The organism is Chitinophagales bacterium (assembly GCA_040877935.1).
In the GTDB taxonomy this organism is placed as follows: Bacteria; Bacteroidota; Bacteroidia; order Chitinophagales; family CAIOSU01; genus JBBDNB01.
Window position 1 is genome coordinate 60,941 of sequence record JBBDNB010000018.1, and the last position, 20,937, is coordinate 81,877.

The following is a 20,937-nucleotide window of genomic DNA, read 5'->3' on the forward strand; positions in this document are numbered from 1 at the left end:
TACACATTGCCAGTTAACAAACTACTTTTACAGTGTTTTCAATCACTTAAGATGAACCAATCGGCTTTAAAGACTTACCTGACCTTTATTTTATTATTTTATACGCTTATTTCATATTCACAGAATTATACGGTTTTGGGCGATGCCGTTCAACTTAGCGGATGTGATTGTTACCGCTTTACTCAAAATGCCAACAACCAGGGCGGGGCTATTTATCAAGTTCAAACCATCAACTTAAATAATTCTTTTGACTTTACTTTTTCTGTCTTTTTAGGTTGTAATAATGGCAGTGGTGCAGACGGATTGGTGTTTGTACTAACCAGCAACCCAAATGGACTCGGACAAAGAGGCGGAGGACTTGGTTATGCCGGAGGAAATCAGCCATTTTCACTGGGTGTGGAATTTGATACTTATTACAATTCACAAAATTCAGATCTGCAGCAACACCATATTGGCATAAACTCAGGAGGAAACATCAATCACAATGTAGCCGGACCGGTTCCCGCTGTTGCAGGTGGTGCTAATATAGATGATTGTCAAAATCATACTGTTCGAATAGTCTGGGATGTTAACACCAACACATACTCTATTTATTTTGACGGCAACCTAATGCTCACACAGGTATTTCCTAATCTGGTTGACGACTATTTTGATGGCAATCCAATTGTAAACTGGGGATGGTCGGGAGCTACAGGAGGGAGCACAAATGAACAAAGAGTTTGTGTGGAAAGCACTTCCAATTGGGTAGCCGGGGTCAACTACCAGTCCTGCTCACCAAGTATTCAGTTTACTGATGTTTCTACAAGTAATGTTGGAAACATCCAATCCTGGGCATGGGATTTTGGTGATGGCAACACTTCTACACAACAAAACCCAACACATACTTATTCCGGAAACGGTACATACAATGTAAACCTTACCATTACAAATATAAATGGTTGTGCCAATGATTTCAGTCATCCTGTAGTAATTGAGGACTCTATTGTACTCAGTGCAGTAATGAACGAACCTCCCTGTAACGGAGGCAGCAATGGAAGCATTGAAATTACTCCAAGTCAAGGTTTTGGTCCCTCGGCAGGATATGGTGGATATAGTTATGATTGGAGTAACGGATCCAGCCAAGGTAACAATATTGGTATTACTGCAGGAACTTATACCGTAACCGTAACTGATGGTGTCTGTAACACTGTGGGGCAATATACACTGGACCAACCTACTCCGCTTACTGCAAATACAAATGCAACAGACGCCAGTTGCGGAGCAAATGACGGATCTGTTTCAATAACAATTTCCGGAGGAACACCGCCCTATCAAAATATCTCTTGGGCTGGAGTTCCCGGAGCTACACGAACTGGACTTGGTCCCGGAATGTACATTGCTGATTTTGAAGATGCCAACGGTTGTTCTGCTCTATTGCAATATACCGCAACAGTTGGCGATCTTCCTTGTGGAATCAATACAAATATTAGCTCTACTGATGTAAGTTGCTTGGGCGGTAGTGATGGGACAATATCCATAAGCGTAACCGGAGGATCACCACCTGCAACTATGAGCTGGAATCATGGGCCTAATGGATTCAATATTAATGGTTTAGCTGCCGGTACTTACACCTATAATTACAGTGATGATGCAAGTCCAGCCAACGATTTTAGTGGTTCTGTAACCATTTCCGAACCTCCTGTAGCGCTACAAGGCAACTTAACAACTATAAATACTTCTTGTGAGGGAATAAATGACGGATCGGCAGTAGCTTCAGTTACATCCGGAGGAAACCCGCCCTATACCTATAATTGGAGCGGAGGATTGCCCAACAACCCTGTAGTCAATAACCTCTCTCCCGGTCCTGTTTCTGTAACTATTATTGACAACCTTGACTGTGAAGTTACATTAGATGACAGTATCACCGGACCTTCTGAGCTTTTGCTTGCAATTGATGCTGTAGATGATTCCTGTTATCAGGCAGGAACAGGCAGTGCAAATGCAAATGTCAGCGGTGGAAATCCACCTTATACCTACTTTTGGAACAATGTTTCTTCTGCACAAAATAACTTAGAACTCAGTGCCGGAACCTATACAGTAACAGTAACGGATAACAAAGGCTGTACTATTATAGACAGTACAGTGATTGGCGAGCCGGCAGATTTTAGTTACAATCTCGATATTGAAAATGTAACTTGTTCCGGTGATTCCAACGGAAGTATAGAGATCGCAAACCTTATTGGTGGAACAGCACCATATACTTATGCATGGACACCACCACAACTTTCAGGAAATAACCCAACAGGTCTTGGAGCTGGAACTTATAGCTTCACTGTAAATGATGCAAATAGCTGCAACTTCTCTGACAGCGTAGAAATTACTGAGCCAGATTCCGCTTTATTTGTAAGCCACACACATACCGATGTCTCTTGTTTTGGGGCAGATGACGGAAGCATTACACTTTATATAAGTGGTGGAACAGCACCCTATTCTTATATGAGCAACCTTATTCCAAATGACAGCATCACAATTGATAATCTTCCTCCCGGCTTCTTTTCTGGAAATATTGAAGATGCAAATGGCTGTACTTTTTTTGTGAGCCAGACTATTTCTGAACCAGCCCACATAGCCATTACAGAAACACATATAGATGCAAGCTGTTTTGGTATAAGCGATGGATCCATTGATATCACTGTATTTGGTGGTATTTCACCTTATAGTTTTGAATGGAGTGATACCGTATATACGGAAGACAGAAACAATCTTTCGGCAGGAACTTACAATCTCACTATTATTGATTCAAACTCATGTGAGGATTCTATAAGTATAGCAATAGATGAACCTGCTGAAGTACCACTCACAATTGATGTTACAGATGCAGATTGTTTTGGCGATTTAGGGAGTGCTACAGCCATACCATCTGAAGGTTCGGGGCCATACGATTTTCAATGGGACAATTCATCGGAGAATAGTGCTACAGTTGCATTGATAAATGGCAATCACAATGTTACAGCCACTTCTTCTGAAGGTTGTGAACAAACTGCAACTTTCACTATTAATTCTCAGCCACAAATCATTTTACAGGCAAGTACTTACAATCCAGATTGCTACGGAGACACAAGCGGAGCAATTACTTTGAATGTATCAGGGGGAGTTGGAGGATTTTCATACAACTGGACCCCGCCTGTAAGCAATGCTGAAAATGCTTCAAATCTCCCTGCAGGTGAATATCAGATTCAAATTACAGATCAAAACAACTGTAGTGAAGACACAACAATACACATAATAGCACCCGAAGAACTTGATGTTGTTTCTACAGCCGAAAATGAAACTTGTTTTGATGCGAATGACGGCAGCATTAACATAAACTCTAATGGCGGCACAGCTCCCTATACCTACAATTGGAATGACGGTACAAGTGAAACAATCCGCGAAAATTTAGCTCCGGGGGTTTATTCATTAACTATTACAGATGCCAGTGGCTGCAGCACAGTTATAATTGATTCCATTGAAGCTGCACTGCCTATATGGGTACGCACAGACAGCTCGGTATATACCATATATGAAGGACAACAAATTGAAATCAACAGCGAAAGTTTTACAGATGGGAAAAATATACTTGCTTATGATTGGCAACCCATTACGGGCTTAGATTGCCCCGACTGTGAGAGTGTTACAGCAGCACCTGTTGAAAGTGAAACTTACACATTGAGTATTGTTGATGAAGCAGGTTGTACTGCTGATACTACATTTGAAATCATAGTGCTCAATGAACAGGTATTTTATGCTCCTTCTGTTTTTACGCCCAATGGAGATGGGATAAATGATGGCTATGGAATTAAAGCGGAAGGTGTCATCAACTTTAAATTTCAAATATTCGACCGCTGGGGCACCTTGATTTTTGAAACCAATGACATCAATGAAGAATGGGACGGCACTTATAAAGGAAAATTGCTCCCTCCTGATGTATTTGTCTATAAAGCCTATGCAGATTTTCTAGATAAAAGCAGCCTGAGGAAAGAAGGCAGTTTGACCTTGATTCGGTAATAAACTTCCTTTCTTTTAACCTGATTTCGATAATTATTTAAGAGCTCAGGTTTTTATTATTGGCTCAGGAAGCCAAAGCCATTTCCCCTTCTTCTGTCAATCTCGCTTTACCTATTTCATCCAGGCTTTCCACACGCTTGTTCATTATCTTAAACCACAAAGGGGGAATCAGCGCCAACAAAATCGCTCCGGGATATCCGGTAGGCAATTGCGGTGCATCATCCATATGGCGCAGTACTTGGTATTTTCTACTGGCCAGGTAATGATGGTCGGAATGTCGGGTTAAGTCATATAGAAAAATGCGGCCCAGCGTATGGTTGGAATTCCAGGAATGCCAGGGCATTGTCTTTTCAAATCTGCCCGGTGAAAGTTCTTTTCTTCTCAATCCGTAATGCTCAATATAATTGACCGATTCCAATAGCAAATAACCTCCCAGTGCCACTGCAAGAAAAGCTACTCCCGCTTTTACACCCAGAAAAAGAAATATTCCAGTTACCAACCCACCTTCCCAGATATGATACCTTATCATTTCATTGCGAAGCGTAAATATTGACTTCCCGAGTTTTCTCAATCTTTCATTCTCAAGCTTGCAGGCATGCAAATAGCTGCCAATAATTGATCGGAAATAAAAAGTGTATATAGGTTCATTTTTCTTTGATGAAGCCGGATCCAAATCAGTAGATACATTGCGGTGATGCCCCCTGTTGTGCTCAATAAAGAAGTGCATATACAGAGAACTCAATAAAAGTATCTTAGCCATCCACTGTTCTGATTTTTTTCTTCTGTGCCCCAACTCATGTGCTACATTTATACCCAATACCCCACAACAAATTCCAACGGACAGAATCATTCCGGCAAATTCTAAATTGCTCAATGGAGTATAGGCTACACGATATAGAAAAAATGCTATAATTCCCCATTGTAGTGGAACATTTAGATATACTAAATAATCAAAAAACTTTTCTTTGCGCTTACGCTGCTCTATTTCTTTAGGGAAATTATAAGTGGTGCCTTTAGCAAACAACTCAAAAAAAGGCAAGAGTACAAAGGCAATAATAAAAGTGAGCGGTGACCAATATCCTCCAAAATAAATTGCCAGAAATGCCGATATTGGAACCAAATAGGACACAAAATATTTAAGGTCTTTCATAAGCTGCGTATTTTTGATAGTTATGAATTTAAGCATTTTTTTAGAAAAAATAAACTATAATCAAAAATATAGTTTAGCATGAAGCAATTTACAGAATGGGAAGAAAACCGATAAAGAAAGAGAGAATAGATGCACCTGAACTCAAAAAGGAATGGGTTAGAATTTTAACCCCTATTTATATGAGGAAAGGATTGCGCAGTATGAATATGCAGGTGGTTGCTAAAACAATAGGCGTTAGCAAGGCTACTTTGTACAAATATTTTTCTTCCCGTGAAGAGATTATAGAATATGCCCTGGAAACAAAACTGGAAGAAATAGGTGCTTTTAAGAACCAGCTTTTTGACAATTCACTTTCGTTTCAGGATCGCTATTTTCATGCAATTTTTGTCTTCTTCAATGGGATAGCAGGTGTTTCTAATGAGTTTTTGCGCGACCTTAAAAACATGTACCCCAATGTGTGGAAGAAAGTAGAATTTTTCAGGGAATATACAGTAAGCATGCTTCAGTTGTTTTATGAAAATGCCATTGAAGCCGGTATTTTTAAAGCAGTGAATCCACATATTTTGGTAATGAACGATAAGCAATTTTTCGATCTGATCTCCGACCCTGATTTTCTAAACGAACAAAACATTTCAATTCAGGAAGCTTTTAAAGATTATTTCACACTGCGCATTTCTGGTTTGTTCAATAGAAGTAGTGATTTTGACATTAATCTGGAAGAAAAAATAAAAGAACTGACATTAAACATCAGGATTTGAGTATTTTCACATGCATATGTTAATACAATATAAAATTTGTGCATAAGTATTATTTGAAGATTATATTTAACTTATTCTGTGTGTTGTTTTGCGCCATAAACAGTTTTGCCCAAACCGAGACAATTCGCTTCAAACACATCGGCATAGATAAAGGCTTGTCTCAAAATGCCGTGATGGACATTGCCCAGGACAAGAATGGTTTTTTATGGATAGCTACAAGTGATGGGCTGAACCGCTACAATGGCCATGAAATTAAAGTTTACCGCAGCGATTATCAGGATACAAGCAGTCTGATATCCAATATTTTGAAAAGGCTTTTTGTTGACAGCAAAGACCGGCTTTGGATTACATCAGAGAGAGGCGGCCTGGGTCTATTCCAGAAAAAAAGTGATGATTTTCGCTTTTTCCAAAATCATGAAAATGAAAGTGTCTATACAATCAGCACAAATATTGTTGAGGACAAAAACGGTATGCTTTGGTTTGCGATCGATCGTAGTGGATTGGTTCAATTTAATCCCAATGATTATTCTTTTAAGGTATTTCCTCTGAACAATCTTGAATTATCTCACTGTGTTTTCAATTCGGTGAATATTTATGAAGGGAATATCTGGGTAAGTTTAAGAGATCATGGTATTGCCTTTTTTGACATTTCCAGGCAAAAATTTTTAGAAGAAAATACCCCTGACATTAGTTCACTTGATCAGCACACCAGGAAAATCTGCATCAGCGACAACAATATATTTGTTGGTACTAAAAATGGAATATACTATTACCGGAAAGAATTGAATGATTTTAAATTCCTGGAAATAGAAGGTTTCAATAAATCTATTTCAGAAGTAAATTCCATTGTGTGTTCCGATTCAGTGCTATGGTTCAATTCACAAGACAGGGGGTTGTTTAAATATGATTTAAAAAGTAAAATCCTTAATATATATAAAGACAACAACAACTCTAAATTTGCCTTAAGCTACCCATCTGTGGTCTCTTTGTTAATCGACAGGCAAAACATATTGTGGATTGGGACATACGGTGGCGGGCTGAATAAAATGAGTTCAACTTTGCCTTTTAAACTTTGCACCTATGACAAATACGATCCTTACAGCCTGGCACATAACAGCAGCAGGGAAATACTAAAAGACCACTCTAACAGACTTATTGTTGCCTCTTACAATGGGGTCAGTATATTTGATGAGGATAAAAGAAACAGGTTTGATTTACCTTATGACGCTAAGTACGACAACACAAAAATACCTGTCGGAAAACACTTGTTATCAAAGGCAGTTTACTCTATTGAATTAGATGGAGAAGATAAACTATGGATAGGTCATGAAGGCTCTGGAATTCAATGCTACAACTTTAAAAGCAAAGAATTTAAAAATTATTGGATGACCAGCGAACAATCCATTTCAATAAAGTTGAATTTTATAAGTTCCATTAAAAAAGACCATGAAGGAAATATTTTAGCAGGAACAATGGAAGGATTATTTATTAAAAAGCCCACTAAAGATAAGTTTGAACCTTTTCCCTTATATGATTCCAATAATAATGAAAATCCTGAAATTCACGATATATTCCTAGATCCAGATAGTGCTGTTTTCCTGGCATCTGACAATGGATTGTATTTTTTGAAAAATGACAAATTAAAATTTATCAATTGTCTGGATTATGTGTCAGACACCGTTGCTTTTTGCAAGGTTCAGAATAAAATGAAGAGCATCTCTTCCATTAATGACAGCACATTATTAATTTCTACTTCTGGAAGCGGTATTTTAAAATTTGTGTATAAAATTGAAGATTCAAAGCTTATAGTTAAGGAATTTAGTCCTGTTAATAACAGCATTATCAAAACTCAAACTGTTTACGGGATTCTATGCGAAAATGACTCCACAATTTGGTTCAGTACCAATACTGGAATTTATCGTTACAATTTATATAGTAATTTGATATATCATTTCACATATTCAGATGGTCTACAGGGAAATGAATTCAACTCAACATCCTTTTATAAGGACAAAAAGGGCATAATGTATTTTGGCGGAATCAATGGGATTAATGCATTTAACCCCGGAAAAATTGACCTAAAGAAACAAGAAACAAAGCTGTTTTTTGAAAGTATTCAGTTTGGAGACAGCAGCATTACCAATCTGTTTAACCAAAATATATCAAAGGTCAATATCAATTACGGGGAAAATCCTGTTTCAATAAAGTATTTAGGCTTAAACTTAGATCGGCCAGACAATATCAACTACTTTGTTCAGCTTGTTGGAGTAGATCCAGAACCAAAATTCATGGGCAAACAAAGAGAAGTCAATTATTTTAATCTTTCCCCGGAAACTTATGAATTGCGTATTTGGGCAGGCAATTTAAACGCTATCAATCTATCGGAAAATTATGAATCCCTTAATATCAGTATCATTCCACCATTCTATTTATCCAATTGGTTTAAAGTCATTATGTTCCTTTTATTTGGCAACATTGTATATCTGATTATAAGACGCAGAACAAAGGATCTGCGCAGGGAAAAAGAGCGGCTGGAAAAACAGGTGCAATTGCGTCAAAAAGAAATTGAAAATCAAAAACTGGAAAATGAAATTGCCACCTCTAAGGCTGTCATTAAAGGACAAAATATTGAACAGAAAAGAATTTCAGAAGAATTACACGATGGTTTGGGGCATATTCTTACCTCTGTATCGCTGAATATATCAGCCATTCAAAACTATGTTCAAAAAGGACTTTGGGGTAACCTTCCAAATGAACTAAAAACACTCAAAGAATTGCAAAACCAAGCCATTACGGAAGTTCGAAATATCTCACACAATCTTATGCCCAATTTAATAATTGAAGAAGGCTTAGAAGAAGCCATCAATGAATTTTGTATAAGAATTGAACGCAATTGCAAAGTTGAAATAAATTTTATTTGCCAAAATTTACCGGATAATCCTGATAATGAAATTGTAATCGCTATTTATAGAATGACACAGGAAATAGTAAATAATAGTATTAAACATGCTGTGCCCAATCATATTGAAATTGCGCTGTACTGTGAAAACCAAATGATCCATCTGAATATAAAAGACAACGGCATTGGTTTCGATCAAAAATCGCTGAAAAACAAAAAAGGGCAGGGACTTAAAAACCTGCAAGCCCGAACTGAACTGAATCGCGGTGAGTTTCACATTTCGAGCAAAAAAGGTCAAGGAACTGAAATTCACATTAGTATTCCGCTTTGATAAAAGCTTCAAACCACATTTAAACGCCCGATCAATTCATTGCGGTAGGACTTGCCAATTGGAATCATTTTTCCATTGACTACACAGAATTCTTTGTCGAAATTGTCGAGTTTGCTAATATTTATGATATAAGATCTGTGCACTCTAACAAATTTGCTTAGCGGCAAATGCTGCTCTATTAATTTCATTGTAGAATGTATCATATGTGTATTATCATCACAAATAATACTTACGTAATCTCCTGAAGCTTCTATCCACTTAATTTTATCAAATAAAACTTTCATGTAAATGCCTTCCTTTTTTACAAAAAGGGCATTTGTCAACTTACACTTGTCTCTATTATTATCTAATAATACATTTACTTTTTTTATTGACAGTAAAAAACGGGAATAATCAATAGGTTTTATCAAATAATCAGCAATATCATACTCAAAGGCTTGTGCTGCATATTCAGATTTAGAAGTTGTAAGTACTACTTCATTTAAATTGTCCTTACAATGCTCCAAAAACTGAAACCCTGTCATTTCGGGCATTTCAATATCCAAAAAAATCAAATCAATATTATTGTCATCGATTATAGGCAAAGCATCTATAGCGCTATTGAATTCACCGCTAAGAAGAATACCTGAAGTTCGTTCAATAAAGGATTTAAGTACCTGTCTCGATACTTCATCATCATCTATAATTATAGATCTTACCATTAATTCGTTTTAAGCTTATTTAATTCTTCAGAAAGCTCATTTTTAATATGCATATGCAATTTTTGCAAGCTATGTATATACTGTGCTATAGCCTTTTCATTAATATGCAACAAATCCAGTTGATTAATTTCATTTATGAGCAAAGTAGCATCTGCCGCACCTATTATCGAAAAATTGGCTTTTATTTTATGGCAATAAAAGGCAACCCCATTACTATCTCTGCTTTTGAGTTTGCCTTGCAGCTCACTTATATAAACTGGTTCATTCTTTAAATAAGACTCAATGACTTCCTTTAAAAATGAAGGGTTACCGCCTGAATTGTTTTTAAGATAATTAAGGTCTAACTTAATTTCTTGCTTTTGCTCTCCTTTCACCATCATTCCTAAATTTAACGCTAAACAAAAACAATAAGTTTAATATTTAGGTCGCAAAAAAGTTAAAACCTGACAAAAGTCCTTACTTAAAATTTAAGAAGCAACATTTTTTATCCATTAAATGTGCACAAATTTTGCGGCAATTATTCATAAACAGATTTGATAATTATTTGCTGCTCAGATTGCTGCGATCATAATCACTTGATTGATTTCAGCCCATTTTTATATTCTTGATACACAAGATGTATTAACCCATCAGATACACCAAACTTGGGCACATAAACCAATTTTATATTTGCCCAGTCACTGAGTTGAAGAAAAATTTCTACAGCGGGGATAATCACATCTGCACGATCAGGACGTAGCCCCATGCTTTTTACACGCTCGTAAAAAGTGCTTCCAGTTAAATCTTCCAACGCACATATTAATTCTTCTTTTCTTATAAAACCGTTTTTGGTATCTCCATAAAGTTTATAGAGTTTATTGATGTTTCCTCCGGAACCAATTCCACTTATATTTTTGTGTTTTTTTAAAAAAGGGCTGAGCCAATTATTCATTTCTTCCCAATGTGCATCCTCTACCTGATTGTTCAATATTTTCAGCGTACCAATTGGAAAGGAACAAGAGTCGATCAATCGTTTTTTGTGAAATAGAGACAGTTCTGTACTGCCTCCACCAACGTCTATATATAGATAATTCTTCTCAGGATCCAAATATTCTACAATATTATTACCGTAGATAATTTCCGCTTCTTCTTTTCCGGTAACAATTTCTATGTCAATTTCAGCTTCTTCTTTTACGCGCTCAATCAGTTCATGTCCATTTTCAGCCTCGCGCATAGCAGCAGTGGCACAAGCTTTAAAATGTTTTACATCGTGTACGTCCATCAGAATACGAAAAGCCTTCATGGTATCAATAAATTTGGCAGATTTTTTTGGTGAAATTTTCTTGTCCAGAAAGGATTCTTCCCCAAGCCTCAATGCAACACGATACAATGCATCCTTTCGATACACTGGACCTTCATCACTTTCAAAAACATTCATTAACAAAAGTCTTATGGCATTAGAGCCTATATCTATTGCTGCAAATTTCAAAACTATTGATCTTTAGGTGAACTGTACTTATCTTTTATATAGGTATAAATTTCTTCTTGAGCACGAATTTTCTTTTGACCATCTGAGGAAACATATCTGTTGCTCAATTTACTGTCAATTATCCTTGCGCGTACATTGTCGCTAAACTGAATATTCAGGATATCAATTATTTCATGCTTTAATTTATCTTCAAAAATCGGGCAGGCCACTTCTATGCGATAATCTAGGTTTCGGATCATCAAATCTGCTGAAGAAATATAGAGCTCTTCATCTCCATCATTTTCAAAATAATAAATCCTGGAATGCTCCAAATATTTATCCACTATGCTAATGACTTCAATATTTTCACTCAAGCCCTTTATGCCCGGTTTCAGGCAGCAAATACTCCGGCAAATCAGGCGCACCTTCACTCCTGCCTGGCTGGCAATATACAACTCGTCAATTATACTTTGATCGGCCAGCCCATTGATTTTCAACATGATTCCGCTTGTTTTGCCGGCCTTTACATTTTCTATTTCCCTGCGAATCTTGCCAATGATCATTGTTCGTGTATCAAAAGGAGAAACCATCAGGTAATCAAAAGACACACGACTTAAAGGGTTTTCTATCAAATTAAACAACTTATTGACTTCATTGGTCAATCTTGTATCAGTAGTAAACAAACTTTCATCTGTATAAAGTGTAGCAGTAGCTTCATTGTAATTGCCCGTTCCAATATTCAGGTATTCTACGATCTCGCCTTTTTCTTTTCGTCCTATTATGCAAAGCTTGCTGTGAACTTTATAGCCTTTCACACCATAAATGATATTAGCCCCCTCACGATGCAGTCTCTTTGCCCAATATATATTGTGTTCTTCATCAAATCGCGCCTGAATTTCCACTACTACAGTAACACGTTTTCCATTACGGATTGCATTCATCAAAGCATTGATCACAGCCGACTGATCGGCTACGCGATACAGCGTCATTTTAATACTTGTTACTTTAGGATCGATAGCAGCTTCCCGCAAAAAATCAATAAAATGATGAAAGGAGTGATAGGGAAAATGAAGCATAAAATCCCCTTTTTTCATGGCTGCAAAAACACTTTTATTTTCACGCAAAACAGGATGTAAAAGTGGCGGCTGACTTCTGTAAACAATGGTTTTTCTCCCCAGGTCGGGGAAGTGCATAAATTCGCGATGATTGTGGTAACGCCCTCCAGGTTGTATATTATCACTCTGAGATAGATTGAGTTTACTGATCAAAAACTGATAGAGGTCATCGGGCATGTTTTCATCATAAACAAAACGTACTGGATTGGCCTTTGCACGTTTTTTCAAGCTTTTGCGCAATTGCTCTAGAAAGCTTTGTGCCACATCATTGTCAATATTCAATTCTGCATCTTTTGTCACCTTTATTACATAGGCTTCAATTTTGCTGTAATTAAATATGTAGAAAATATCATCTAGGTTGTGGCGAATTATATCGTCTAACTGAATGATATAGCGATCTTTACCCTGCTGTGGTAAAATCAAAAAACGATCTATCATATGTGTGGGAACAACTATAAGAAAATAGCGCACCTTTTTCGATTTTTTGGGAAATAGCTTTACTGCCAGATAAACCCTGCGTTCGTCCAGATTTGGAAATTCTGATACGCTGTCAATCATAAGAGGTGTAAGTGTAGGTCGTACTTTCTCCTGGAAATAAGACCTTACAAATTCACTTTGCTTTTCGTCAAGCTCTTTTTCATTGATCAGGTGTATGTTTTCTTTTTCCAGCTCATCCAGCAACTGATTATATACATTTTCAAACTTATCCCTTTGCTCAAATGCTATTTGTTTAATTTGCTTGAGAATCATTTCAGGCGTGCCGCCCAGCACTGATTTAATCTTGAATTTTGAATCCACTATACGCTTAATAGTAGCAAAACGCACTCTGAAAAATTCATCAAGATTATTGGAGAAAATACCGAGAAACTTCACTCTTTCCAATAAAGGATTGCTGGGATCCTTTGCCTCCTGCAATACGCGTTCGTTGAAAGACAGCCAACTGATCTCCCTGTTTACATAATGTCTTTTCGCCATAAATTTTAATAAGAAATTATCTGAAAAGCTAAAAATAAGAAGCAGAAGCAAGTTGCTGAAATTATTCGTGTTAAGCTTTAAAATGAAATAAAAACTTACTTAGCAGGAATAAATAAGTGATTATTCATACTTTTTCAATCTTTGGAGTAATTCTTTGTTTGAGATATCATCCTGTTCGCCTTTGTTGTATATTGAAAGTAGGATGACAGTAGTTTTGGTAACTTTAACAAAGGAAATTATCCTTGCTCCACCCGATTTACCTTTCCCTTTAGAAGCTACGGAAACTCTGATTTTATAGCAGGATTTACCAATTGGCGTTCCTTTTGTGGGATTACTTTCTAATTCTGTGAAGAGTCCTTTCAATTCCTGCTTTAATGAAGCATATTTTTTACTGAGTCTTTTTGCTTCCTTTTTAAAGTTTGGAGAAAGTTCAACTTTATAATTCATCCAGGAAATCTTTAGCCGGTGTAGTTTTCAATTTGTTCTCATTATACAATTTCATTTCTTTAAAACCTTGTTCTACATTTTTGATAACATCAGCTTTAGTATCTCCTTCAATGTCTTCTATTTGAACAAAATTCAATTTTTCAATTAAATTCATGAAAAATTTGAATTCACTATTCTTAATATTTAATACGACTCTTTTCATCTTCCGGTTTTTATAGATATTGACTTAACAGAAAACCACAAATATTTAGTTCACTCAAATTTATTGCATTTAGCTGACATTTATAAATATCAGCTTTATAAGTACCCATCATCCCAGTACAGATTTATAGGTTTTCAGTGCTCTAGCTCTTGCCATTTTATGCTCTACAATCGGACTTACATAATCACCCTCCCAAATCTCTGGCACCCATTTTTTAATGTATTTGCTCTGTGGGTCAAATTTTTTGGCTTGCGAACTGGGATTGAAAACCCTAAAATAGGGTGCCGCATCACAACCCGTTCCTGCAGCCCATTGCCACCCCCCATTATTCGATGACAATTCAAAATCCAAGAGTTTGTCAGCAAAATACTGTTCTCCCCAGCGCCAGTCAATCAGCAAGTGCTTGCACAAAAAACTCGCAGTCACCATGCGTACCCTATTGTGCATAAACCCAGTTTCGTTCAATTCGCGCATTCCCGCATCTACCAAAGGATAGCCAGTCTCTCCTTTTTGCCAGGCTTCAAATTCTTTTTCATTATTGCGCCAGGGAATCGCATCGTATTTTGGTCGAAAAGCACTCTTCACCACATGGGGGTTGTACCACAGAATCATCATGTAAAAGTCGCGCCAAATGAGTTCGTTCAGCCATTTTTCGTTCAACTCCAATCCCTTTTTTGCCAACTGACGAATACTTACTATTCCAAATCGCAAATGCACGCTCATTCTTGTTGTGCCTTGCTCTGCTGGCAAATCACGGGTATTGTGGTAATTTTCAATGATTTTTTTCGGTAAATCAGCATCGGGAATATGATCGCTTTTTTCCTCAAATCCCATTTCTTCCAAGGAAATTTCCGGTAAAACTTTGCTTTTCAAATAATGCCCAAAATATTTTTCATTGGGATAAGGCTTGAGGTCAGAATCCTGAAGTAAATCTTTCCAAACACGGGAATAGGGCGTAAACACCGAATACCAACCCCCATCTTTTTTTAGCACTTCATCTTTTTCGAAAATGCACTGATCCTTGAAAGAATGAAAAGCAATGCCCTTCTCTTTTAGGAGTTTTTCAATTTCCGAATCGCGCTGCCGTGCATAGGGTTCATAATCCCTATTGGTGTAAACCGCCTCAATATTGTATGAATTTAGCAATTGCTCAAAAGCCTTTTCGGGGCTGGAATAAAAGATTTTCAAAGAACTGTCCATCTCTTCCAATTCCTTTTTAATCCTACTTATTTCGCGATGAATAAAAGTCACCCTGCGATCAGCTTTTTCGGGCAATTGATCCAAAATGTTTTTATCGAAAATGAATATTGGTAGTACCCTTTCATGGTTTTTCAGCGCATGATACGCAGCCGCATTATCCTTTAGGCGCAAATCCCTTCTGTGCCATACAATGGCAATTGATTCTGACATCATGAATTTTTGAATTTAACAGAGCAATATAGAAATGGTTTTGGTTTTCATCTAAATTAAACAAGCAATATTTATATTTACCAAATGAAGCACTTTATTAAAATACTCATGGGAATTGCCCTGATCTTGCTTTTGCTGGTTCTAGGGATTCAATTAACTGGAAATGGCTATCTACTCAAAGCCGCGCGGGGCACATATTTGCACGGCAATAATTCCGCCACCATTGACGATGCACGATTTTTTGACACCAATACCGTAGGTACCGGTTCTGATAATTGGGAATGGCCGCTGCACCAAAATTACAACGAAACAGCATTGACAGATCGCCTAGAATCTACACTTCAGGAGACCAATAGCATCGCTTTTCTTGCTATAAAAAATGACAGCATCATCTTGGAACAATACTGGAATGGCTATTCTGATAGTTCGCGTACCAATTCCTTTTCCATGGCTAAAACCATCACTACTTTTTTGGCGCAAATTGCCATACAAAAGGGCATTTTCAAAAGTTGGGAACAAAAGGTAAAGGATTTCCTACCAGAGCTAAAAGGCCCCTACTCAGATGAATTGGAGCTGTGGCACCTTTCCACCATGTCTTCTGGGCTTCATTGGGATGAACACTACAAAAATCCGTTTAGCATTACAGCCAAAGCCTATTATGGATCAGATATCAAAGAATTGTTGCTTTCGCTGCCCATAGATGAGGAACCGGGTAAAAAATACAATTACCAAAGTGGTTCTCCCCAGTTGTTGGGATTGGCTTTAATTGAAGCCACGGGAAAATCTTTGAGTGAATTGACTAGCGAATGGCTGTGGAAACCTTTAAGTGCCAAACACAAAGCCACTTGGCATACCGATGACAATGGCATCGAAATGGCCTTTTGCTGCTTCAACTCCAATGCGAGGGACTTTGCCCGGTTTGGCAAATTGATGATCCACCACGGAAACTGGAACGGTCAACAGATCCTTGATTCTACATTTGCGAAAAAAGCTGGAAAATCAGCTCTTTCTCCCTACTACGGATACAGCTTTTGGGTTATAGAATCCAATGGAATTGAAGCGTTTTATCAAAGGGGAATTTTGGGTCAATACATCATCACAATTCCAGCACAGGACTTGGTGATTGTCCGCTTGGGACACAAACGCATGAAAGATCTTCCAGATCAACACACTGAGGATGTGCACATCATTATTGAAGAAGTTCTAAAAATGCAAAATGTTTAATTTCAAGACATTCACTATGAAAAAAAACGTTAAATAATAGGTGAGCGGATTTGAGATTCTTAACTTTGTGAAAACTTTTTAATAATTAAAATTAGAAGAGCTTATGTCTCAAGCAACAAAAGGAAGTAAAGTAAAGGTACATTATACCGGAAAATTAACTGATGAAACAGTATTTGATAGTTCAAGAGAAAGAGCACCTCTCGAATTTACTGTTGGTGCAGGACAAATGATAGAAGGCTTTGATGTCGCTGTTGATGGTATGAAAGTTGGAGAATCAAAAGAAGTAGCCATCCCTGCAGAAAAGGCTTATGGCCCCAGAAATGAAGAAGCCATTATTAATGTTCCTAAAACAAAATTACCTGAAGGCCTCGATGCTGAAGTAGGAATGCAATTGGAAGCCAGTCAACAAGACGGAAAAAAACAACTGCTAGTAATTACGGAAGTAAAAGATGAAGAAGTGGTATTGGATGCCAATCATCCCCTGGCAGGAAAAGACCTTGTTTTTGATATTGAATTAGTGGAGGTCGTTTAAGGCTTGCATTTTCAAATTGTTATTAAAGGCGAACCTAATAAGTTCGTCTTTTTTTATTTCTTTTATGAATCAGACAAGCACAAATCAGTTTTACCTGAGTTTAATAATTATTTCGAATAGTGTTTTTTATGCCTGAGACATATAAACCTATATACCAAACCGTCCTAAAAGATTAATTTTGCAATTAAATTGTTAATTCAAATCCTTGCTCGGCAAAATCTTCCATACCTTATTCACACGCAGTGCCACGCTGATCTTTAATTTTCTGATTGTAATCGGAATATCGCGTGTGCTTGGTGCTCAGGGAAAAGGCGAAAGCACACTGATTATTACCAGTATTTACCTGGTTGTGTTTCTTGCAAATATGAGCGGTGGTAAAACACTGATATATCTCAGCCCCCGTTTTTCAGCATTGCAACTTTTGCTTCAAAACTACAGCGGAGCGTTAATCAGCTCATTGCTTGCCGCTATTGTGCTTTTTACATTTCAGCTTGTTCCGCAACAATGGACCTATGCCATTCTTATACTTGCTTTTTTGGCAGCAATATTAGAGGCCAATGCTTCGCTTTTGGCAGGAAAGGGCGCAATAAAGAAGCACAATATTCTTCAGGGTATGCAGGTATTTCTTACTCTACTTGGGCTAAGCCTGGGGTTTTACCTGTTCCAGAGCAAAACCCTCGACAGCTATATTTATGCCTTGTATTTTTCCTACAGTACCACTCTTCTGCTATCCTTTTTATGGCTTTTGCCAAAGCTCAGCATTATTAATTTTGAATTTTCAATTGATGCCCTAAAAAGAAGCTTGAGCAAAAGTTTTGAATTCCAAATAGCAGATATGCTCCTGCTTTTAGTCTATCGCATCAATTTCTACTTAATGCTTTATTTTCACGGAGCAGCTTCCCTGGGACTTTTTTCTGTAGGTGTTTCAATTCTGGAAGTGGCCTGGTTGACAGGTCGTTCAATTTCATTCATTCAGTTCAGCCAGGTTTCAAATACTCCTGAACAAAAAATCGCAGCCAATCTCAGCCTCAGCCTTATAAAAGCAAGCCTGATCAGCAGCGGTATTTTTCTTGTATTGGTACTACTGATTCCCGGCAGTGTTTATGCAGCAATTTTCGGTTATGCCTTTGAACCCATTACGCTTTACATGAAATGGCTGGTCCCCGGTATCTGGCTGCACAATATCTACCTGATCACTTCCCATTATTTTGCAGGGCGAGGAGAAAACCGCATCAATATCTATATCTCGCTTAGCGGATTAATATGTACCTTTGCGCTGGGTTTGATCCTGATTCCAAACTACGCTATTAGCGGTGCTGGATTAGCTGGTACAACTGGATTCGGGTTGATGGCCATTTTTGCAGTTGCAAAATTTTTAAGAGAAAATAAATTGAATTACAAGGATTTAATACCCGGTGAAAAAGATAAAACTTTACTCCTGGAAAAAATCAGAAGTTTCATTTCAAAAAAGTAATCTATGTCAACAATTAAGGTCGATCTCAACGTAGCCAAGGAATTGGGATTAATTGAAGAAGAATATGAAAAAATCAAAAGCATAATGGGGCGCACTCCCAATTTTACCGAGCTCAGTATTTTTTCGGTAATGTGGTCGGAGCACTGTTCCTATAAAAACTCCATCAATTGGTTAAAAACACTGCCCAAAAAAGGCGATAAATTATTGGCGGAAGCCGGGGAAGAAAATGCCGGATTGATTGATATTGGAGATGGACTGGCCTGTGCTTTTAAAATTGAATCGCACAATCACCCTTCAGCTATTGAACCCTACCAGGGAGCTGCTACGGGTGTTGGTGGTATTCACCGTGATATTTTTACTATGGGCGCCCGGCCTGTTGCAGCATTGAATTCATTGCGGTTTGGCAAACTCACAAGTCCTAAAACACAACACTTACTAAGGGGAGTAGTGAAAGGTATTGGAGATTACGGCAATTCATTTGGCGTTCCCACTGTTGGCGGGGAGGTTTATTTTGACAATTGTTATGAAGTCAATCCCTTGGTCAATGCCATGTCAGTAGGAATTATGAAAGTTGGCAAAACCATTTCAGCTATTTCATTCGGAAAGGGCAACCCCGTGTATATTGTTGGTTCCGCTACCGGAAAAGACGGCATTCACGGTGCCACATTTGCTTCAGAGGATATTTCTGAAGATTCATCTGAAAAATTACCGGCAGTACAAGTAGGTGACCCATTTCAGGAAAAATTATTGTTGGAAGCCTCTCTTGAACTGGCCGAAACCGATGCTATAGTTGGTATGCAGGATATGGGAGCAGCAGGCATTACCTGTTCCACGTCTGAAATGTCGGCCAAAGGCAAACACGGTATGCGCATTGATTTAGATAAAGTACCTACAAGGCAAGACAATATGCTGCCATTTGAAATTCTGCTTTCAGAATCGCAGGAACGCATGTTGATTGTGGTGAAAAAAGGCAGGGAAAAAGAAGTTGAAGCCATTTTTGACAAATGGGATTTGAATTGTGCCGTAATAGGTGAAGTAACCGAAGGCAATACGCTGGAATATTATATGCACGGTAAAAAAGTAGCCGAAGTGCCTGCTGATGATCTTGTACTGGGTGGCGGAGCCCCGGTTTATGAAAGAGAATATTCTGAACCAGCTTATTACAAAGCCTACAAAAAATTCGATATTGAGCAAGTAAAAGAACCTGAAGATTATATGAAAGTATGCTCTATGCTGGCTTCTGAATGCAACATTGCATCTAAAAAATGGGTTTCAGAGCAATACGACTCAATGGTGGGTATCAATAATTTAACAACCAATGCTCCTGCTGATGCTGCTTTGATCAGAATTAAAGATAGCAATAAAGCCCTGGCCATGAGTGTTGATTGCAATGCGCGCTATGTAAAAGCTGATCCGTACAAAGGTGCTGCAATAGCCGTGTCAGAAGCTGCAAGAAATATTGTTTGTTCTGGTGGGCAGCCTGCTGCCATTACCAATTGTCTGAATTTTGGAAACCCATACAATCCTGAGGTTTACTGGCAGTTTGTAAATGCAATAAAAGGCATGGGCGATGCTTGTAAGAAATTCAAAACCCCTGTTACAGGTGGGAATGTTAGTTTTTACAACCAGTCCAATGATGGAGGTGCAGTATTTCCTACTCCTGTGATTGGAATGTTGGGAATTGTAGAAGATCGCAATCAGTGTATGAGCTTGGATTTTAAAACAGAAGATGATTTGATTTACCTTCTTGGTGCTCCAAAAAATGAAATCAATTCTTCCGAGTATTTAGTTCGCTATCATGAAATCAATGAAAGTACTACGCCACATTTTGATCTGGATGAAGAATTTCAATTGCAGAAAAATATTCAACAATTGATCAAAAAGCAATTGATCAATAGTGCGCATGATGTGTCCGAAGGCGGCATTTGGATCACTTTGTTGGAAAGTGCCATGTCGGGTGACAAAGGTTTTCAGATTCAATGCAGCGATAAAGTGAGAAAAGATGCTTTTCTTTTTTCTGAAAGTCAAAGTCGTGTAGTGGTAAGTGTTACGCCTTCACTAAAAGAGGAGTTTGAGGATTTTCTGAGAAATAACGCTCAGGGTTTTGAGCAAATTGGTTTGGTTACCGAAAATACAGTGATCATTGATTTAGAGCCTTATGGCTATACTAAAGACTGGAAATTGCTCTATGAAACAGCTATTCCTAGTCATTTGGGTGAAAGCTCTGCATTGGTGGAATAATACGA

General features: G+C 37.8%; 15 protein-coding genes. 7 read left to right on the forward strand and 8 right to left on the reverse strand.

Annotated elements, in window-relative coordinates; translation table 11 throughout:
• The first annotated feature begins 51 nt into the window (after positions 1–51).
• Entirely contained in the window at positions 52–4,026 is a 3,975-nt protein-coding gene (locus WD048_04170) for a PKD domain-containing protein (protein ID MEX0811390.1), read from the forward strand.
• A 64-nt stretch (positions 4,027–4,090) separates the two neighbouring features.
• On the opposite strand, the gene WD048_04175 is transcribed toward WD048_04170, so the two are convergent.
• Entirely contained in the window at positions 4,091–5,176 is a 1,086-nt protein-coding gene (locus tag WD048_04175; GenBank protein MEX0811391.1) for an alkane 1-monooxygenase, read from the reverse strand.
• 95 nt (positions 5,177–5,271) lie between these two features.
• Between WD048_04175 and WD048_04180 the strand changes: the two genes are divergently transcribed.
• On the forward strand, positions 5,272–5,934 hold the full coding sequence (locus WD048_04180; GenBank protein MEX0811392.1) for a TetR/AcrR family transcriptional regulator: 663 nt from the start codon (positions 5,272–5,274) through the stop codon (positions 5,932–5,934).
• A gap of 38 nt (positions 5,935–5,972) precedes the next feature.
• Positions 5,973–9,164 (forward strand): two-component regulator propeller domain-containing protein, encoded by a 3,192-nt coding sequence (locus WD048_04185; protein MEX0811393.1) that lies wholly within the window; start codon positions 5,973–5,975, stop codon positions 9,162–9,164.
• 8 nt (positions 9,165–9,172) lie between these two features.
• Here the strand turns inward: WD048_04185 and WD048_04190 are convergent, their stop codons facing one another.
• The 7 genes from WD048_04190 to WD048_04220 all read right to left on the reverse strand — a co-directional run bounded on the left by WD048_04190 (position 9,173) and on the right by WD048_04220 (position 15,464).
• Complete coding sequence (locus WD048_04190; GenBank protein ID MEX0811394.1) at positions 9,173–9,865, reverse strand: LytTR family DNA-binding domain-containing protein; 693 nt, start codon at positions 9,863–9,865, stop codon at positions 9,173–9,175.
• Entirely contained in the window at positions 9,865–10,245 is a 381-nt protein-coding gene (locus WD048_04195) for a hypothetical protein (GenBank protein ID MEX0811395.1), read from the reverse strand. The genes WD048_04190 and WD048_04195 overlap by 1 nt, the downstream gene beginning before the upstream one ends.
• Positions 10,246–10,436: 191 nt before the next feature.
• Complete coding sequence (locus WD048_04200; GenBank protein MEX0811396.1) at positions 10,437–11,333, reverse strand: exopolyphosphatase; 897 nt, start codon at positions 11,331–11,333, stop codon at positions 10,437–10,439.
• 2 nt (positions 11,334–11,335) lie between these two features.
• A complete protein-coding gene (gene ppk1, locus WD048_04205) occupies positions 11,336–13,402 on the reverse strand; it encodes a polyphosphate kinase 1 (protein ID MEX0811397.1) in 2,067 nt (688 codons plus the stop codon).
• A 120-nt stretch (positions 13,403–13,522) separates the two neighbouring features.
• Positions 13,523–13,849 (reverse strand): type II toxin-antitoxin system RelE/ParE family toxin, encoded by a 327-nt coding sequence (locus tag WD048_04210; GenBank protein ID MEX0811398.1) that lies wholly within the window; start codon positions 13,847–13,849, stop codon positions 13,523–13,525.
• Positions 13,839–14,051: a hypothetical protein gene (locus WD048_04215; protein MEX0811399.1), complete on the reverse strand. Its 213-nt coding sequence runs from the start codon at positions 14,049–14,051 to the stop codon at positions 13,839–13,841. The genes WD048_04210 and WD048_04215 overlap by 11 nt, the downstream gene beginning before the upstream one ends.
• Positions 14,052–14,159: 108 nt before the next feature.
• Positions 14,160–15,464: a deoxyribodipyrimidine photo-lyase gene (locus tag WD048_04220; protein MEX0811400.1), complete on the reverse strand. Its 1,305-nt coding sequence runs from the start codon at positions 15,462–15,464 to the stop codon at positions 14,160–14,162.
• 81 nt (positions 15,465–15,545) lie between these two features.
• Between WD048_04220 and WD048_04225 the strand changes: the two genes are divergently transcribed.
• The 4 genes from WD048_04225 to purL all read left to right on the forward strand — a co-directional run bounded on the left by WD048_04225 (position 15,546) and on the right by purL (position 20,932).
• Positions 15,546–16,685: a serine hydrolase gene (locus WD048_04225; GenBank protein ID MEX0811401.1), complete on the forward strand. Its 1,140-nt coding sequence runs from the start codon at positions 15,546–15,548 to the stop codon at positions 16,683–16,685.
• A gap of 103 nt (positions 16,686–16,788) precedes the next feature.
• Entirely contained in the window at positions 16,789–17,217 is a 429-nt protein-coding gene (locus tag WD048_04230) for a peptidylprolyl isomerase (protein MEX0811402.1), read from the forward strand.
• A gap of 205 nt (positions 17,218–17,422) precedes the next feature.
• Positions 17,423–18,691 (forward strand): polysaccharide biosynthesis C-terminal domain-containing protein, encoded by a 1,269-nt coding sequence (locus tag WD048_04235; protein ID MEX0811403.1) that lies wholly within the window; start codon positions 17,423–17,425, stop codon positions 18,689–18,691.
• 3 nt (positions 18,692–18,694) lie between these two features.
• Positions 18,695–20,932, forward strand: coding sequence for a phosphoribosylformylglycinamidine synthase subunit PurL (gene purL, locus WD048_04240; protein ID MEX0811404.1), 2,238 nt, complete (start codon positions 18,695–18,697; stop codon positions 20,930–20,932).
• Positions 20,933–20,937: the final 5 nt, after the last annotated feature.

What these genes read in the sequence shown, in the direction of transcription:
- WD048_04170 (MEX0811390.1), top strand. Translation starts at nt 52, where the DNA reads ATGAACCAATCGGCTTTAAAGACTTACCTGACCTTTATTTTATTATTT.
- WD048_04175 (MEX0811391.1), bottom strand. Translation starts at nt 5,176, where the DNA reads ATGAAAGACCTTAAATATTTTGTGTCCTATTTGGTTCCAATATCGGCA.
- WD048_04180 (MEX0811392.1), top strand. Translation starts at nt 5,272, where the DNA reads ATGGGAAGAAAACCGATAAAGAAAGAGAGAATAGATGCACCTGAACTC.
- WD048_04190 (MEX0811394.1), bottom strand. Translation starts at nt 9,865, where the DNA reads ATGGTAAGATCTATAATTATAGATGATGATGAAGTATCGAGACAGGTA.
- WD048_04195 (MEX0811395.1), bottom strand. Translation starts at nt 10,245, where the DNA reads ATGATGGTGAAAGGAGAGCAAAAGCAAGAAATTAAGTTAGACCTTAAT.
- ppk1 (MEX0811397.1), bottom strand. Translation starts at nt 13,402, where the DNA reads ATGGCGAAAAGACATTATGTAAACAGGGAGATCAGTTGGCTGTCTTTC.
- WD048_04210 (MEX0811398.1), bottom strand. Translation starts at nt 13,849, where the DNA reads ATGAATTATAAAGTTGAACTTTCTCCAAACTTTAAAAAGGAAGCAAAA.
- WD048_04215 (MEX0811399.1), bottom strand. Translation starts at nt 14,051, where the DNA reads ATGAAAAGAGTCGTATTAAATATTAAGAATAGTGAATTCAAATTTTTC.
- WD048_04220 (MEX0811400.1), bottom strand. Translation starts at nt 15,464, where the DNA reads ATGATGTCAGAATCAATTGCCATTGTATGGCACAGAAGGGATTTGCGC.
- WD048_04225 (MEX0811401.1), top strand. Translation starts at nt 15,546, where the DNA reads ATGAAGCACTTTATTAAAATACTCATGGGAATTGCCCTGATCTTGCTT.
- WD048_04230 (MEX0811402.1), top strand. Translation starts at nt 16,789, where the DNA reads ATGTCTCAAGCAACAAAAGGAAGTAAAGTAAAGGTACATTATACCGGA.
- purL (MEX0811404.1), top strand. Translation starts at nt 18,695, where the DNA reads ATGTCAACAATTAAGGTCGATCTCAACGTAGCCAAGGAATTGGGATTA.